This window comes from Nostoc sp. ChiQUE01b, assembly GCF_034531255.1.
Classification (GTDB): Bacteria; Cyanobacteriota; Cyanobacteriia; order Cyanobacteriales; family Nostocaceae; genus Nostoc.
This window is the reverse complement of record NZ_JAVRBM010000088.1, coordinates 1-18,612: the sequence shown is the minus strand read 5'-3', so window position 1 is coordinate 18,612 and position 18,612 is coordinate 1. Positions and strand designations below refer to the sequence as shown.

At 38.1% G+C, this 18,612-nt stretch carries 7 protein-coding genes; 5 read left to right on the top strand and 2 right to left on the bottom strand.

Annotated features, from left to right (window positions below; translation table 11 throughout):
* Nucleotides 1-107 precede the first annotated feature (107 nt).
* The 5 genes from RMY63_RS34485 (at nucleotide 108) to arr (ending at nucleotide 17,760) form a co-directional block, all read left to right on the top strand.
* Complete coding sequence (locus RMY63_RS34485) at nucleotides 108-5,585, top strand: AAA family ATPase (RefSeq protein WP_322733015.1); 5,478 nt, start codon at nucleotides 108-110, stop codon at nucleotides 5,583-5,585.
* A gap of 37 nt (nucleotides 5,586-5,622) precedes the next feature.
* Nucleotides 5,623-14,892 (top strand): non-ribosomal peptide synthetase, encoded by a 9,270-nt coding sequence (locus RMY63_RS34480; RefSeq protein ID WP_322733014.1) that lies wholly within the window; start codon nucleotides 5,623-5,625, stop codon nucleotides 14,890-14,892.
* Between the two features lie 426 nt (nucleotides 14,893-15,318).
* Entirely contained in the window at nucleotides 15,319-16,149 is an 831-nt protein-coding gene (locus RMY63_RS34475; protein WP_322733013.1) for a phytanoyl-CoA dioxygenase family protein, read from the top strand.
* Nucleotides 16,150-16,204: 55 nt separating this feature from the next.
* Nucleotides 16,205-16,474 carry a hypothetical protein gene (locus RMY63_RS34470; protein WP_322733012.1) on the top strand — a complete coding sequence of 90 codons (270 nt, stop codon included), beginning with the start codon at nucleotides 16,205-16,207 and terminating at the stop codon, nucleotides 16,472-16,474.
* Between the two features lie 815 nt (nucleotides 16,475-17,289).
* Nucleotides 17,290-17,760: an NAD(+)--rifampin ADP-ribosyltransferase gene (gene arr, locus RMY63_RS42010; protein WP_416212573.1), complete on the top strand. Its 471-nt coding sequence runs from the start codon at nucleotides 17,290-17,292 to the stop codon at nucleotides 17,758-17,760.
* A 127-nt stretch (nucleotides 17,761-17,887) separates the two neighbouring features.
* Here arr and RMY63_RS34460 read toward each other — a convergent pair whose 3' ends face one another.
* Together RMY63_RS34460 and RMY63_RS34455 are read right to left on the bottom strand one after the other, a co-directional pair.
* Nucleotides 17,888-18,226 (bottom strand): hypothetical protein, encoded by a 339-nt coding sequence (locus RMY63_RS34460; protein ID WP_322733010.1) that lies wholly within the window; start codon nucleotides 18,224-18,226, stop codon nucleotides 17,888-17,890.
* A gap of 38 nt (nucleotides 18,227-18,264) precedes the next feature.
* Complete coding sequence (locus RMY63_RS34455) at nucleotides 18,265-18,459, bottom strand: hypothetical protein (RefSeq protein ID WP_322733009.1); 195 nt, start codon at nucleotides 18,457-18,459, stop codon at nucleotides 18,265-18,267.
* Nucleotides 18,460-18,612 lie beyond the last annotated feature (153 nt).

Here is an 18,612-nt window from a genome sequence, read left to right as displayed (position 1 = left end):
TAATCTTTATATTTATAACATTTAAAAATACATTGTCATATATTAACAATATAAATATTTAACCAGTTCAAAAATATTCTTTAAAAAAATAACTCAAATAGAAAACGATGGTTACAAGCTTTAAATATAATAATCTAAAAAAAATTTCTGACAGTCTAGAAACTGTTGTTTATAGAGCATACGATACTGCAAATCAGAAAAATGTTATTTTAAAAAGTCTTAAAAGTGAATATTCTAATCTTGAATATGTTACAGTATTTAAACATGAGTACCAAATTTCTAGCTCTATAGATTTGCCTGGTATTATCAAAGTATACAGATTAGAAAATTTTCAAAATTGTATTACTCTAGTTTTAGAGGATATTGAAGGGCAAAATCTAAAACAATATATAGATGATGTTAAACTTAATGTCATAGATTGCTTAAAAATAGCCATTCAACTTGCTGATATTATTGCCAGCTTACACGAAAAACATATTATTCATAAAGATATTAAGCCACAAAATATAATTATTAATCCTAAACTAATGCAAGCTAAAATAACTGATTTTAGCATTGCATCACGTTTATCAAAAGAAAATGCAATTATCAGTAATCCGAATTTGCTCAAAGGCACACTTGCTTATATGTCTCCAGAGCAAACAGGGCGGATGAATAGGTCGATTGACTATCGTACAGACTTTTACTCTTTAGGCGTAACTTTCTACGAACTGTTCACCTCAAAGTTACCATTTTATTGCACCGATCCCTTAGAAATAATTCACGCTCATATTGCAAAACAACCTCTACCCCCTCATCAAGTTAACCCACAGATTCCAGAGGCATTATCTAATATAATAATCAAATTATTATCTAAAACTGCTGAAGAAAGATACCAAAGTGGCTTAGGGCTAAAAGCAGATTTAGAAACTTGTCTTAAACAGTTAATAACTAATGGCAAAATTGACAATTTTATTCCTGGCCAATTAGATAAATTTAGTCAGTTTACTATTCCTCAAAAACTGTATGGGCGCGAACAAGAAGTAGCATGTCTTATATCAGCTTTTGACCGAGTAAGCGCAGGAACAACCGAGATGATGTTAGTCTCTGGTTATGCAGGGATTGGTAAATCTTGCTTGGTTAATGAAATTCATAAACCCATTATCCGGCAACGCGGGTATTTTATATCTGGTAAATTCGATCAATTTAAGCGTAACGTTCCTTATGCAGGTTTAATTCAATCATTTCAGGAATTAACCCAACAATTATTAACAGAAAATTATGAAAAAATACTTATTTGGAAACAAAAACTTTTAAAAGCATTTGGCGACATTGGTCAAGTTATTATTGATGTTATTCCCGAAATTGAAAAAATAGTTGGTCAACAGCCATCTGTTCCACAGCTAGGAGCAACTGAATCACAAAATCGCTTTAATACGGTATTTCAAAAATTTATTCAGGTGTTTACTCAAAAAGAACACCCACTCGTTTTATTTTTAGATGATTTGCAATGGGCAGATTTAGCATCGCTAAAGTTGATTAAGATGCTGATAGTTGAACCTGGTAGCCAATATTTATTAATGATTGGAGCTTATCGAGATAACGAAATTATCTCGACTCATTATTTGTTTCAAACTTTAAATGAAATTCAACAATCAGGAACAGTCATAAACAATATCCTCTTACAACCTTTAAATCTTGGAAATGTTCATGAATTAATAGTTGATACCTTCCATATCACTACAGAAAAAACAAAAGCCTTAGCTAATTTAATTTTTAGCAAAACTCAAGGTAATCCTTTTTTCATCAACCAACTACTCCAAACAATGTATCAGGAAAAACTATTAAATTTTGATTTTAATAGTGGAGTATGGCAGTGGCAAATCAATCAAATCCAGACGGTTGGTATTACAGATTATGATGCCATAGAATTAATTGCGAGAAATATTAAAAAATTACCTAAAGAAACGCAAGAAGTTTTAAAATTATCTGCTTGTATAGGAAATCGCTTTAGTATAAATATTCTAGCAATTGTCAATGAAAAATCTCAGTCAGAAACCGCATCTGATTTATGGGAAGCACTGCAAGCAGGTTTAATTTTGCCACTAAGTGATAACTATAAAGCTCCGTTGTTTTTTGACGAAAGCACATCTAGCTCTATAGCTTCCCAGAAATTAAAAGTTTCATATAAGTTTTTACACGATCGCATCCAGCAAGCAGCTTATTCCCTCATCCCAGAATCTCGAAGAAAACAAACTCACCTAAAAATTGGGCAACTATTATTAGATTCTTACCAAACAGAAGAGATTGAAGAAAAGATTTTTGATATTGTTAATCATCTAAATTTTGGTACTGAGTTTATTTGCGAACAGTCCAAAAAAGATAGACTAGCAAAATTAAATTTAATCGCTAGCCAAAAAGCAAAAGCAGCATCAGCATACGAAGCTGCTTTGAGTTATGCAACAGTCGGACTAGAATTGCTTAACTCATCAAGTTGGGAAAGTAACTACGACCTGATGCTGGCACTGCATCTAGAAAGCGTAGAATTACAATACCTAAATGCTAACTTTAAACGCGCAGCCATCTTAACTGAAACAGTTTTAGAAAAAGCCACTAATCTGCTGGATCTAGTCAAAGCTTATCAATTACAGATCCAGTTTTATATGGCTCAAAATCAGATGCTTCAAGCCATTGATGCTGGACTAGAAGCGATCGCCAAGCTAGGAGTATCTCTATCAGAAACACCAAACAAACAAAGTACTATAGCTAATTTACCTCAACTCCAAGATTTAGAAAATTATCCAATTGTTACAGATCCTTGCATCCTAGCGGCTTTAAAAATCCTTGTTACCATTGCTGGTGCTGCTTTTATTACTAACCCGACAAAAACAAATTTTCCTCAGATAATCTTGACTGTTGTCAATCTCTGCATTAAACACGGTCATTCACCTTTAGCTGCCCACGGATACGCTTATTACGGTATGCTTTTGTGTGGCTATCTAGAAAATATTGATGCTGGATATCACTCTGGTCAAATAGCTTGGCAGATATTAGAGCAATTCCAAGCTATTGAACTTAAAAGCAAAGTATATGCCCCATTTTATGGTTTTACTATTCATTGGAAAGAGCATATTAGAGAGACAATTGCTCCACTCCAAGAAGGAATTCAAACCGCATTAGAAATCGGAGATTTAGAGTACGCTGGCTATTGCTCTGTCCACTACTGCGGCCATATATTTTTTAGTGGAGAACAACTCGAATTAGTAGCTCAACAGCAGGCATTATATATTGATTTGCTACAAAAATTTCAACTAGATTTCCCTATCAACTACATTAAAATTTGGCATCAACTAACATTAAATTTACGAAATTTGTCACAAAATAAATATATTTTAGTTGGCGATAGTTTTGATGAAGTATCAATGGTTGCATATTTACAAGAAACGAAGAATGCTACTTCTTTGTTTGTTGTTTATGTTGGCAAAATGATTCTACTTTACTTATTTAAGGATTACGCTCAAGCAGTTGATAATGCCAAATTAGCTTCAGAATATATAAGTGGTGTTCTGGGAATGATGTCAGTTGGCATCCACAACTTATATTATTCTTTAGGCTTGATTGGTTTATATGCCAACGTTGAACCCGACATTCAACAAGAATATCTAGATATTATCAATGCCAATCAGGAAAAAATGCAGCTATGGGCTAGTCATGCTCCTGCTAACTATCAGCATAAATACTATCTAGTAGAAGCAGAAAAAGCCCGAATCTTAGGACATACCTTTGTCGCAATGGAGTATTATGAGCTAGCGATCCAAGGAGCGAAAGAACAAAGATTTCTTCAAGAAGAAGCACTAGCCAATGAATTGGCAGCAGAATTTTACTTTTCTCGCAATAGAGATAAACAAGCGATTTTCTACCTCAAAGAATCTTATCATGGTTATGTACGTTGGGGAGCTATTACAAAAGTCAATGAACTAGAATCAAAATACCCTGACTATTGTCCATTAAGAATAAATCATGAATCATCTAGTTTGAAGTCACCTCTACCCACTACTTCAAGCAAAATAAGCAATTTAGCATCTTTTGATTTAAATACAGTCTTTAAAGCCTCGCAAGCTATTTCTAGCGAAATTATACTAGATGATTTGCTAGCAAAATTGATGACAATTGTGATGGAAAATGCTGGTGCACAAAGTAGCTGCTTACTTTTAGAAAAAAATGGGCAAATGGTGATAGAAGCTGTAATGGGCGTTAATCACAATAAGCTATTGCTAGAAACATCAATACCTTTAGATAATACTCGATATTTGCCAGTATCAGTTGTTAATTATGTTGTTACGACTAAAGAAAGTGTTGTTCTTGGTAATGCTAGTTGTGAAGGTATATTTGTTAGCGACCCTTATATTATTAACCAGAAATGTAAGTCTATTTTATGTACGCCGATTATTCATCAAAGTAAACTCATAGGTATTATGTATTTGCAAAATAACTTAACAGCAAATGCATTTACTACGGAACGTTTAGAGGTTTTAAAAATTCTTGCCTCTCAAGCAGCTATTTCCATTGAGAATGCAAAGCTTTATACTAATTTATCTAAATTAAATGATAATCTGCAACAAGCTAACCAGGAATTAGAGAATTATAGCAAAAATCTGGAGCTAAAAGTCGAAGAAAGAACACAGGAATTAAATGAAAAAAATGTGTGTTTAAAAGAACAAGCACAACAGTTAGAACTCACACTAAGGGAACTACAAGCTACGCAGTTACAGATGGTTCAAAAGGAAAAAATGTCTAGTTTAGGTCAACTAGTTGCTGGTATAGCTCATGAAATTAATAACCCAATTAACTTTATTTATGGAAATATTACTCATGCAAGTGAATACACTGAAGATATATTACGCCTAATCAAAATTTACGAGCAACATTCACCTAATTTAACTCCTCAAATGCTGGCAGAACAAGAGGACATCGATCTAGAATTTTTGCTTGAAGATTTACCGAAATTGCTATCTTCTATGAAAGTCGGGGCTAATCGCATCCGCCAGATAGTTCTAAGTTTACGCAACTTCTCCCGTTTGGATGAAGCAGAAATAAAGTCAGTGAATATTCATGAGGGTATTGATAACACTTTACTAATCTTGCAACATCGGCTCAAAACTGACTCAGTAAATTCTAAAATTCAGATTATCAAAAATTATGGCACTTTACCATTAGTAGACTGTTATCCCAGTCAACTCAATCAAGTATTTATGAATTTGTTAGCTAATGCTATTGATGCTATAGAAGAGTCTAACTCTGCCCGTTCATCAAAAGAAGCTGAAATAAATCCAGGTTATATCAAAATTACTACTGAGTTATTAGAGCAAAATTGGATTTCGATCTGCATTGCTGATAATGGACTTGGCATGAATTCAGATATACTTGCTCAGATTTTTAATCCTTTCTTTAGTACCAAACCTGTTGGTAAAGGTACTGGTTTAGGATTATCTATTAGTTACAATATTATCGTGGAAAAACATGCAGGTAAAATCAGTTGTTCGTCAATACCAGGACAAGGAAGCGAGTTATTAATTGAACTTCCCGTACATCAGAAAAACTTCTAACTGAATCAAGTAAAAATTTTACACAAAAGGAATCTTTATGATTAATAATTTTGCAGGTACAGATGTTGCTAGTGCTAGTATCTCAATTTCTGAAGTTTTTATGGCTTTGGTAACAGGAAATATACTAGATGAACCGTATGAACCATCAAGGATTGGAAAAATTTCCCGGCTCACAACGACACAAAGAGATTTATATCTGGATAATATGCTTCATCCAGATAATACTGTTTTCAGTTTAGGATTATCGATAAAGCTGCCACAAAATTTAGATACATATACTTGGGAACAGGCGATAAGAATAGTATGTCAAGAAGATGACACAATTAAGACTAAGTTTATTTTTTATCAAGGTGAAGCTTTTCAATTTGTAGATAACAATGCTGATATTCATTTTGAATTTATAGAAATAGGTACTAAAAATGCTGATTTTAATAGTTTGGAACAGGTTGTAAGACAAAAAATTAAAGTCAAGCTAGAACTTGACAAAAACTATTTATTTAAAAATATTTTAGTCAAAGATGAACAGGGTAGTTATACTGCTATTTTAGGTGCGCCTCATATTCTTTTTGATGGATATTCCGGCAAAGTTTTCTTTGAAAGAGTTGCAAAAATCTATTTAGATTTAAAAGCAGGCAATATTACTCGAAAATTTAAATATAGTTCTTTTTATGATTCTATTCAGGAGCATTTGCTTGAATTTGATACTCAAGAAATTCAGCAGTACTGGCAGGAATCTTTAAGTAAGGTTATTCCTGTCACGTCTTATATAAAATCCAAAGAAGAAAACAAAGCTCAATCTAGAAAAGTACAAATTACAGGGAATGAGCTAGAAGAGATTAGAAAATATTGCCAACTAAATAAATGTAATATTCCAGCTTTTTTTAGGGCTGTGTATGGTATTTACTTGAGCAAGTATTTACAAGCGCCAGGAGATTTTGTCTTTTATGATATTATCGGTAAAAGAAATAAGCAAACACTTAATGTTTTAGGTTGTTTATATCAAGTAGTTCCGATTATTATTCCTCAAGATAGCTTAGAAAAAAATAACAATATTGGTAATTACCTTTCATATATAAGTGATTATCGCAAAAATTTAAATCATTATCAAAATATTTCTGTTTTTTTACAAAAAAAATCTATAAAAGATGAACAATTAAAATTTTTCTATAATTTTTATAATTTCAGTGTGCTTAATGTGCCTGTTGCCGAAGAAAATACCAGATTAACTGTTTATAATTCTTTTGCGGATAATGAAGTTCATCTTCTAATTAATGAGTTTAAAGATAGTCTAGAAATAGAATTTTTTTATAACGAAGCTTATTTCGTATATATAAAAACTTTAGAAAGATTACTATTTATAGCTAATCAAATTATTCAAGGTTGTGAATATTTTGAGCAATTGAATATATTACCAGAAAACGAGCATCAAGAACTATTAGAAAACTGGAATGATACCAGTACGAATTATGCATTAGATAAATGCATTCATCAGCTATTTGAAGTGCAGGTGGAGCGATCGCCACATACCTTAGCTCTGATCTTTAAAGAGGCAGAAAATAATCGCGAACAATCTTCACTCACCTACCAACAGCTAAACCAGCGAGCGAATCAGTTAGCGCATTATCTGCATTCGCTAGGCGTGAAGCCAGATATGCCAGTGGGAATCTGTGTCGAGAGAAGTCTAGAGATGGCGATCGCAGTTTTGGCTGTTCTCAAAGCTGGTGGTGCTTACGTACCACTAGATCCGGCGTATCCCAAGGAACGTTTAGCTTTCACGCTCGAGGATACGCAGATATCTGTATTGCTGACTCAGCACCAATTACTACCAGAACTTCCTAAACATCAGGCACAAGTTATTTGTTTAGATACCGACTGGGACAAAATAGGCCAATACAGTCAGGAAAATTTTTCTACAGAAGTCACAGCAGAAAATTTAGCCTATATCATCTACACCTCTGGCTCAACAGGCAGACCGAAAGGCATCTGTTTAGGCCACCGCCCTTTAGTGAATTTACTCGAATGGCATCTAAATTCACTATTAACAGGTGTCCGTACTCTGCAATTTGCCTCCTTAAGCTTTGATGCCAGCTTTCATGAAATGTTTGCTGCCTGGTGTTCCGGAGGAACTTTGTTTCTCATCTCAGAAAGCTTGCGTCGGGACTCCACAGCTTTAGCTCACTTCATTCACAACCAAGAAATTGAAAAAGCGATTTTGCCTGTGGTCATCCTACAGCAAATGGCAGAAGTAGCTGCATCTGGCTTGAAATTATTTACTAGCCTCAAAGAAGTTACCACCACAGGCGAGCAACTGCAAATCACTCCAGCTATCGTTAAATTATTCAAATCCCTGCCACACTGCTCATTTCACAATCACTACGGCCCATCAGAAACCCATGTAGTAACAGCTTTAGCATTCAATCAAAATCCTGATACCTGGTCTACTTATCCCTCTATAGGTCGTCCGATAACTAACACCCAGATTTACGTACTCGATGCAGAGTTAAAACCAGTTCCTATAGGCGTTCCGGGAGAACTATATATTGGTGGCGTTAGTTTAGCTAGAGGTTATCTCAATCGGCTAGATTTAACTAAAGAACGCTTTATTCCCAATCCCTTCCAAAGAGGCAGAGGAGCAGAGGATCAGGGGAGCAGAGGGGGTGGAGAAAGCTGCGATCGCTTGTATAAAACAGGCGACTTAGCTTGTTACTTACCAGATGGTAATATTGAATATTTCGGTCGGATAGACCAACAGGTGAAGATTCGCGGCTTCCGTATTGAGTTAGGGGAAATCGAGACAATATTGTTGCAACATCCTGACGTGCGCGAAGCCGCAGTTATAGCGCGTGAGGATGTACCTGGAGAAAAGCGCCTAGTTGCCTATATTGTTTCTAACCTAATTCCAGAACGAGTACCTTATCAAAGTCTTTGCCGAGTGGAGACTGATGACAATCGGATAATAGAAGTCCAAACAGAAGATATCTCCAATGGTGGTGTGTGCTTGGTGGAGATACCATTCAGTTGGGCAAAAGGTAAACGAGTCCGTCTTTGTCTGAGGTTGCCAGTAATATCAGAAGAACTTTGGATAGACGGCTGTGTTGCTTGGAGTCAGGGTAAGCGGGCTGGTGTTGAGTTGACTCTAACGCCTAGTGAAAAAATCCTCTTTAACCAAAGCATGGAGCATATCTTAGAAGCTCAACATTTATGGAAAACCTTGCAGCGGACAATAAGTGGCAATCTTCGGAGATTCCTTCAACAGAAGTTGCCGGATTATATGCTGCCTTCTAGTTTTGTGATGTTAAATGCATTGCCACTAACAGCTAATGGCAAAGTAGATCGTCGCTCCCTACCAGTACCCGATCGCAACCGATGGAATCAAGAGCAATTTGTTTCACCTCGTACTGCTGTTGAGGAAGTACTAACAAAAATTTGGCTGAAAGTTTTGAAATTACAGCAGATTAGCGTCCACGATAACTTTTTCGAGATTGGGGGACACTCACTACTAGCCACACAGGTAATTTCTCGGATTCGAGATACCTATCAGTTGGATATACCATTAAGGCGTTTATTCGATGCGCCTACTGTTGCTAGCTTGGCTGAAAGTATCGAGGTGCAACTCAAGCAAAATCAAGAATGGCATACTTGGGCGATCGCACCTGTAACGCGCAACCAAAATTTACCCCTTTCCTTCGCCCAGCAGCGATTGTGGTTTCTCGAACAGTTGTTGCCTGACAGTCCGTTTTATAATTTACCCCAAAGTTTTCACCTGTTTGGTCAGGTAAATGTGAAAGCTTTAGAACAAAGCATCAACGAAATTGTGCGGCGGCACGAAGTTTTACGCACCGCTTTTGCTTCATTAGATGGGCAGCCTGTACAAATTATTATTCCGGCGCTAAGTATACTTATACATTTGGTAGATTTGCGTTCTCTATCTGAATCAGAAAAAGATACAGAAATTCAACGATTGCGGATTGAAGAGTTCCAACAACCTTTTAATATCAACCGCGGCCCATTATTGCGAGCAGCCCTAATACAGATAGATGCAGAGGAATCTTTACTGCTTTTGAGCATTCACCACATAGTTTTTGATGGTTGGTCTGTGAGCGTATTGTTCCAAGAACTGACATTGCTGTATCAAGCTTTTGCCAATGGTTTACCTTCTCCTTTGGCTGAACTGCCCATTCAGTATGCAGACTTTGCTGTTTGGCAGAGGCAATGGTTGCAAGGAAAAGTCATATCAGAGCAACTGAGTTATTGGAAGCAACAGCTAGCAGATTTACCCATTTTACAGTTGCCAAGCGATCGCCCCCGTCCAGCCATCCAAACTTATCGCGGAGCGCGTCAACCTTTAGCACTCTCGAAATCTCTTAGCGAGGCAGTAACTCGGTTTAGCCAGCACGAGGGATGTACCTTGTTTATGACCCTTTTAGCAGCATTTCAAACGCTGTTATACCGCTATACGAGTAGTGAAGACATCGTAGTAGGCTCGTTAATTGCCAATCGCCATCATCAGGAAATCGAGAGTTTAATCGGATTCTTTGTTAACACTTTAGTACTACGCAGCGATTTTTCCAATTCTCCAACCTTCCGCCAATTGCTTAAGCAAGTACGAGAAGTTACCTTAGAAGCTTACGCTCATCAAGACGTACCCTTTGAAAAACTGGTGGAGGAACTAGAACCAGAGCGCGATTTGAGGCGCCATCCCTTATTCCAAATCTGCTTTGCACTGCAAAATGTACCCATACAAGCTTTGAAACTTTCCGGTTTAACAATCAACCATCGCTTAGAACACAATGGTACAGCCAAGTTTGATTTATTCCTAGAATTGTTTGAAACGCCAGATGGAATTAGTGGTTGGTTCGAGTACAGCACCGACTTATTTGATGCTGCTACTATCTCTCGGTTAGGAGAGAATTTCCAAACTTTACTTGCGGGGATTGTCGCTAATCCAGACCAGAAAGTTGCAGATTTGCCGCTTTTAACATCTGGTGAACGCCAACAATTATTAGTGGAATGGAATCAAACTCAAGTAGATTACCCGCAACAAACTTGCATTCATCAACTATTTGAAGCCCAAGTCAAGCGCGTACCTGACTCTGTAGCAGCGATATTTGCAGACCAACAAATAACTTATCGCCAGTTGAATGCTAGAGCCAACCAGTTAGCCCGTCATTTACAAGCTTTAGGTGTAGGGCCAGATGTATTGGTAGGGATTTGTCTAGAACGTTCTTTAGACGCGATCGTAGCTCTACTAGGGATTCTCAAAGCTGGTGGGGCTTATATACCTCTAGATCCAGCCTATCCCCAGCAGCGTTTATCTTTGATGGTGTCAGATTCGCAGTTATCAGTACTCTTAACCCAGCAGCATTTGTTGGCGCAACTTCCTCAACATCAAGCGCATATTGTCTGTTTAGATAAAGACTGGCAGGATATTGCTACACAAAGCCAAGATAACCTCGATACTAATGTTAATCCTGACAATTTAGCTTATGTAATCTACACCTCCGGTTCTACTGGCAAACCGAAAGGCGTACAAATTATACACGGCTCTGTAGTTAATTTCCTCCACTTCATGGGTCAGCATCTAGAACTGACAGAGCAAGATACACTGCTTTCTGTAACAACTTTATCGTTTGATATTGCTGTACTCGAAATTTTCCTACCAATTACTCTCGGTGCGCGTGTTGTCACGGTCAGCCGCGAAGAGGCTATGGATGGCATAGCGTTAATTGCCAAATTGAGTAACGGCGTTACTGTTATGCAAGCTACTCCAGCTACTTGGCAGCTGCTTCTAGAGGCAAGTTGGCAAGGCAGTAAAGATTTGAAAATCCTCTGTGGAGGGGAAGCTTTGCCGAGAAAATTAGCCAAACAGTTGCAACAGCGATGCGCTACTTTATGGAACGTTTATGGCCCTACTGAAACTACCATCTGGTCAGCAACATATAAAGTTGCATCTAAAGACGGACAAGTTCTAATTGGCCGCCCGATCGCCAATACTCAATTCTATATACTTGACTCTCAGTTACAGCCCGTACCTGTAGGTGTGCCAGGAGAACTCTACATTGGTGGTGCTGGTTTAGCGCGTGGTTATCTCCATCGCCCCGATTTGACCGAAGCTCGGTTTATTCCTAATCCCTTTGGTCGAGGCAGGGGAGCAGAGGGGCTGGCGAGCAGAGGAGATGGAGAAAACTGCGATCGCCTTTACAAAACAGGGGATTTAGTTCGTTATCTTCCCGATGGCAATGTCGAGTATCTCAGCCGTATCGACCATCAAGTGAAAATTCGTGGCTTCCGAATTGAGCTAGGCGAGATTGAAGCCGTTTTGACGCAACATCCCTCAGTCCAGAAAGGTGTAGTTATAGATCGGGAAGATATACCCGGACAAAAGCGTTTAGTAGCTTATGTAGTGCAGAATCAACAAGATGAGAATGCCCCATTATTAGCAAATTGGCAAACCGAACACCTTTCCCAGTGGCAAACAATTTACGATCAAACCTACAAGCAAACTACCGAAGAACAGAACCGCGTATTTAATACTATTGGCTGGAACAGTAGTTATACAGGTATGCCTATCCCCGCCGAAGAAATGCGCGAGTGGGTAGATTGCACTGTTGAACGGATTCTTTCTTTCCAACCCAGCCAAGTACTAGAAATTGGTTGCGGTACAGGTTTGTTGCTATGCAAAATTATTTCCCATTGCAGTAAATATTGGGGTACTGACTTTGCACCAGAAGCCCTGCGACAAATCCAACAGTTGCAAATGTCCGGCCAATCTTGGCCGCAACTGACTTTGTTGCAAAGACCTGCTGACAATTTTGAGGGCATTGAAGCAGATGCCTTCAACACGGTAATTATCAATTCAGTAGTTCAGTATTTTCCTAGCATTGACTATCTGCTGCAAGTTTTGACGGGAGCAGTCAACGCTGTGCAGCCTGGTGGTTTTATATTTATCGGAGATGTACGCAGTCTACCTTTACTAGAGGCTTACCACACTTCTGTAGTCCTGTATCAAGCATCATCTACACTTTCCACGGTACAGTTACAAGAGCGCATTCGCCAACGCCTCAACCAAGAGGAAGAATTAGTAATTGACCCAGACTTTTTTAGAGCATTAGGGCAGCACTTCCCTAAGATAGGCCGCGTTCAAATTCAAGTCAAACGAGGTCAGCATCATAACGAACTGACAAAGTTCCGCTACGATGCGATTTTACAAATAGGAACTGATACTGATAGCACTGTCGGAATTACTTGGTTGGATTGGCAACAACAACAGCTAACTTTGTCATCTGTTCGTCACCTGTTATTAGCAACTCAGCCAGAGATTTTAGGAATCAAAAATGTACCCAATGCCAGAGTAATAAAGGAAATCAAGACTATAGAATTGCTCAACAGTCCAGAGGGGCCGAAGACAGTAGGTGAAGTGCTATCGCATCTTGAACAACTTCCCCAAATTGGCATCGATCCGGAAGAATTGTGGAATTTAAGCGAAGATTTACCCTATTTCCTCGATATTACTTGGTCAGAATCGAGTGTGGTTGACTGTTACGACGTAGTTTTTAGACATAAGGAGAGAGAAGGAGTAACGAAGGCGATCGCTAATCGAGATACAGTTGCTCTTAAACCTTGGAATGACTATGCCAATCAACCTCTACAGGGCAAATTTACCCGCAAACTGGCAGTAGAACTCCGCCGCTTTCTGGAACAAAACCTACCAGAATATATGATACCTACAGCTTTTGTCAGCTTAGAGAAATTGCCGCTAACACCTAATGGTAAGTTAGATCGGCGATCGCTACCTGCACCAGATCAGTCCAGAAGCAGTCTAGAAGCAGCATTAGTTACACCTCGTACTCCTACTGAGTCAAAAATGGTTGCTATTTGGGCTAAGGTATTGGGTAGCGATCGTGTGGGAATTCAAGATAACTTCTTTGAACTAGGTGGTAATTCCCTATTAGCAACCCAGTTAATGATGTATCTACGAGAAACTTTTCAAGTAGAACTGCCTGTAAGATATATTTTTGAGCAGCAAACTATAGAAGGACTCAGCCAAATCATTGACAAACTGCATCAAAAAGGCACTGCTGTTCTCGATACTGTTGTTAATCTCAAAGCTGAAGCAGTACTAGATCCAAACATTTATCCTCAAGGAATCCTTGACCGGGATATCACCCAACCGAATCATATTTTCTTAACAGGAGCAACAGGCTTTTTAGGTGCTTTCTTAATCCATGAATTGCTACAGCAAACTCAGGCAAAAATATATTGTCTCGTGCGTGCTAAGAACGAAACTGAAGGTTTCAAAAGGCTACAGAAAACCCTAGAAAAATATTTAATTTGGGATGCAAAACAAAGTTCTAGAATCATCCCCATACCAGGAGATTTAGCTTTACCTCGTTTTGGAGTTTCTGTAGGGCAATTTGAGAAGTTAGCACAGCAAATTGATGTTATTTATCATAGCGGCGCTCAAGTCAACTTTGCTAAACCATATTCTGTAATTAAGGCAGCAAATGTTCTTGGTACACAAGAAGTTCTCAGATTAGCGTGTCAGCATCAACTCAAGCCAGTACACTACATCTCAACAATGGCTGTTTTTGGCGCAATGGCCAGTATAAATGAGTTGAATGTCCTTTATGAGGATGACGACATTGATAACAGTGAACCTTATCTTTCTCAAGAGATTGGCTATACACAAAGTAAATGGGTAGCTGAAAAACTTGTTTGGATTGCTAAATCTAGAGGAATCCCTGTAACAGTCATCAGATCGGGATTTTTAATGGGTCATCCCCAGACTGGTGTCACTAATACAGATGACTTCATATCTAGATTGATCGTAGGTTGCATACAAGTAGGTAGTTTTCCAGAACTAATCAATCAAAAACAAGATTTAATTACTGTAGATTATGCCAGTAAAGCCATTATTCAAATATCTCAGAAAAAAGAATCTTTAGGAAAGGCGTTTCATATAGTCCCTTTAGCATCGGAAAACATTGATTTAATTAAATTATTTGAGTTGATATCAGCTTGTGGATACCAACTTCAGAAAGTACCATATTCCCAATGGACAGATAATTTAATTAATCAAGCTCAGTATTCCCAGTCAAATCCCTTATTCGCTCTTTTGCCCATGTTCACTGAAAAAGTGAATCAGGAACAGGCTGCATGGGAGCTATATCAAAATACTGCTGATTTAGACTGCTGCAATACACTAAATGCAATTGCAAATACATCAATTAAATGTCCATCAATGGATGCAGAATTAATCAGTAAATATTTAGATTATTTCCAACGCAGCGGATTTTTGAGTATGTAATAGACTTCTTACAGAAGTCGGGAAAAGGGGAAAGGGTTAGTATTTTCCCTTTCCCCTTTAACCTTTTCCCTTTCCCCACAAAAGTGCAAAAAGCACTTTTGCAAGAGGTCTAATATGCATAAGCTATCACACATTTAAATTGCACATTTTCTTGTGTTGATTGCTAACTGTTGACGGTTGACAGTTAACCATCATCGGTCAATAAAGTTAGGAAGTTACTGTGCAATTGTGCAATTTAAGAGCCGAATAGCTTAGTAGATACAGTTAATATCTACTCATAAATACCTAATTTAATAATGATTAATTTTCGGTATTTATGAGTAGATTAACTTATCAATAAAATCTGAGTAATTTAAGTGTTTTTGTCAATTACTGTAGCCATTAAAACAGCTAAATTTAAATTATACATAGATGCGGGCTTTTAATATGCACCTCACAGAAGAACAGTTATTAATTTACAAAAATCAAGGATTTCTCGTATTACCAGAATATTTTTCTCGCGGTGAAATTGAAGCGATGAAAGCAGAATTATCTAGTTTATCAGCAGATAAATCGCCCAAAAAAGTTCTGGAAAAAGATGGTAAAACTGTACGTTCACTGCATGGTTCGCATACAACAAATGATGTTTTTAATTGCCTAACACGACATCCGTTTATTGTTGAACCTGCAATGCAAATAGTTGGGAGTCAAGTTTATATATATCAATTTAAAATTAATCTTAAAGCTGCATTTAGTGGCGATATTTGGAAGTGGCATCAAGACTACATCTATTGGCGTAAAGAAGATGGGATGCCAAGACCTCAAGTAGTCAATGCCATGTGTTTATTAGATGATATGAACGAATTTAATGGGCCGTTATTTTTGATTCCTGGTTCTCATAAAGAAGAGATGATTGATGTTACGGCTCATAGTTCTAATGAAAGCCAGGGATGGATATCGAGTTTTAGTACTAATTTGAAGTATTCTCTCAACCAGAAATTAATTACTGATTTAGTATCCAAATATGGAATTACTTTTATCAAAGCTGCGGCAGGTTCATTAGTGTTTTTTGATAGTAATATTGTCCACGCTTCTAGCAATAATTTATCACCTTTTGGGCGCTCAACAGTAATTATTACTTATAATAGTATTGAAAATATTCCTTCTCCAACTATAAACCCACGACCAAATTTTCTTGTTAGTCAAGATTATCGACCTGTTATTGCTTTAGCATCTGATATGTTATCTCAGCTTTCTAGCCAGGGCAAAGGTATATAAATATTGATGTGTATAACAAAGCAAGAGGCTTGAAGGGCAAGCGACCCTACTACGTATGTATCGTTGGCTGATTCTTTCACTCACTGCTTACCTGATTGCTCATTGGACTTATCTGCATATTCAACCAACTTCACCTCCTGATTGGGGTCTGGCTGCACAAACTGCCCTTGAATCTATTTTTTCACAAATAGTTGTGTATTTTCTTTTACTTGACGTTGAACAGCTAACTCCCCTTGCATGTAGTCGTCGTTTGGCATTCATTGGGGGCAAGGGCAGCCCATTGGTGAAGAAGTTGTTGGTAGTTTTCACTCATGATGTTGATTAAAGGTAAATTAGTTTTTGCCACAATGAAGTTATGTGAAGGAGGAATTATGATAAACGCTCTGCCACCGGAAGATATCAATGCAAGGTTTGATAATTGATACTCGTCTCGAAGAAATCGGTGATGAACGGGAGCAACGCCAAAAAATGAGATCGGGGTTTGGTTCTCAATTACACGCCTATATTCTCAACAAAACCTAGTTTTTTAGTTGCGATGCCTACGGCGGGCTACGCCTACGCATCCTGAAACAAGCTATATACGTCCCAGGTTTGAGCATCTCACAAAATTGTGTTGCTCCCTAATGTGGCGAGCTGCAAACATAAATCATCAAAACTGCAATCAAAGGAAATTTGAAACCACAATAAATTGCAACTAGCCACAGATATAAGTAGCTGACACCAAGGGCAAAATAGTACAATTTTACCGAAAACTGAGGTTTATAGTATGCAAATGACAGGACTCAAACCCTGATTCTTTCATTACAGCCTTGTTTAACAAGAAGCAAACAAGAATCGAAATTACAATCATTACCAGACAAAGTAATCATGGAATTCAACCCAAACAACAATGTTGTTAAACTCTGTCTTCAAGGTATGGGCATGGAAGAAAAAGGCAAACCAGAAGAAGCAAGTAAACTGTTTCTTCAAGCCTGGAACGAAGCGACATACGACTTTGAAAAATTTATTTCAGCCCATTATGTAGCTCGATATCAGAAAAATATTTCTGACAAATTAAAATGGCTCGAAACGGCTTTACAGTTTGCATTAAAAATAAATAACAACACTGTTAAGAGTGCTTTCCCTTCTCTATATTCAAACATTGCCAAATGCTATGAGGACTTAAGCGACTCTGACAAGGCAAGAAAGAATTATGAATTAGCAACTTCGTTTAAGGATAAACCTTCTGACAAAGGCCCCTTTTATCATGGAACGAAAGCAGATTTGCAGGTTGGCGATTTGCTGACAGCAGGGGGCAGTTCTAATTACAAACTTGAACTCAAAATGAATCACATTTATTTCACAGCCCTTGTCAATGGGGCGGGACTAGCTGCTGCATTAGCAAAAGGCGATAACCGCGAACGCGTTTATATCATCGAACCAACAGGGGAGTTTGAAAATGACCCGAATGTTACAGACAAAAAATTTCCGGGCAATCCGACACGCTCATATCGCTCCCAAGCACCATTAAAAATCGTTGGCGAAGTCACAGATTGGGTGAGACAAACACCTGAAGAACTCCAAAAATGGCGTGAAAAGTTGGCCAATAACAAAGGAGAAATTATTAATTAATTTCTAAGATTCTCACACCTGCTCACCGATTGAAACAAGTACAAGTCCAGCTGATTACTCAGGGTTAAAAGCGGTTGTTGGGCGATCGTTACCGTCGTTCATGACTTCAGTTACACCAGCATAACAGTTAGTTGCTACTGTATAGACGCAACCCTTCTGAGAATGACTTAGCCATCAGATAGCAACCACCAAATTCAACACCGTTGAGCCAAGGGTGGCTATCATGTCCGTCGAGGACGACTCCGTAATGGCTGTGGTTTCGGTCGCAACACAGAAGATACTCATGTTTGTCTGACCAGCATCCAATACTCAACCAAAAGCCAGAATCCATCGGTGGTTCATCTTCTTCCACCTCGCTTACAAACAACCGAAAGTTATTCTCGGTGGCTGTAGTAACTGTCTGTGCGTCAAATAGAACCCATTCTAAGCTAAACGGCCATTTCCAACCGCCGCCTATAAGTTGCATGAAGACTTGATAATCCTTGGGGACTGAAAAACGCGCTGCTACAGATTCATATCCATAATGATTGACAAAGAGTGTCTGTAGTGACTGGGCGCATACCAAGATGTTTGTAATGCGGTAGGTTCGATATCCTCAATAGTCCTAACAGGCTTAAAAGCTAATCGTCCAGACACTTCAATTAAAGGTTTCGGCTCCTCCCAGACAAAGGGAACTTTAAAATAAGTTTGCTGATTCATAAGTTATAGCAACAGATATCTGTAAGCTGCACCTTTTATGCTACACGGTGCTACACGATCGGTGTGGCAGATGGTAATTGAACTTTTATTTATTCTTTCTCAATACCTTTGCCAAAACAAGAGTATGAAGAGAGAGGGCGCTCTGTAGTAGAG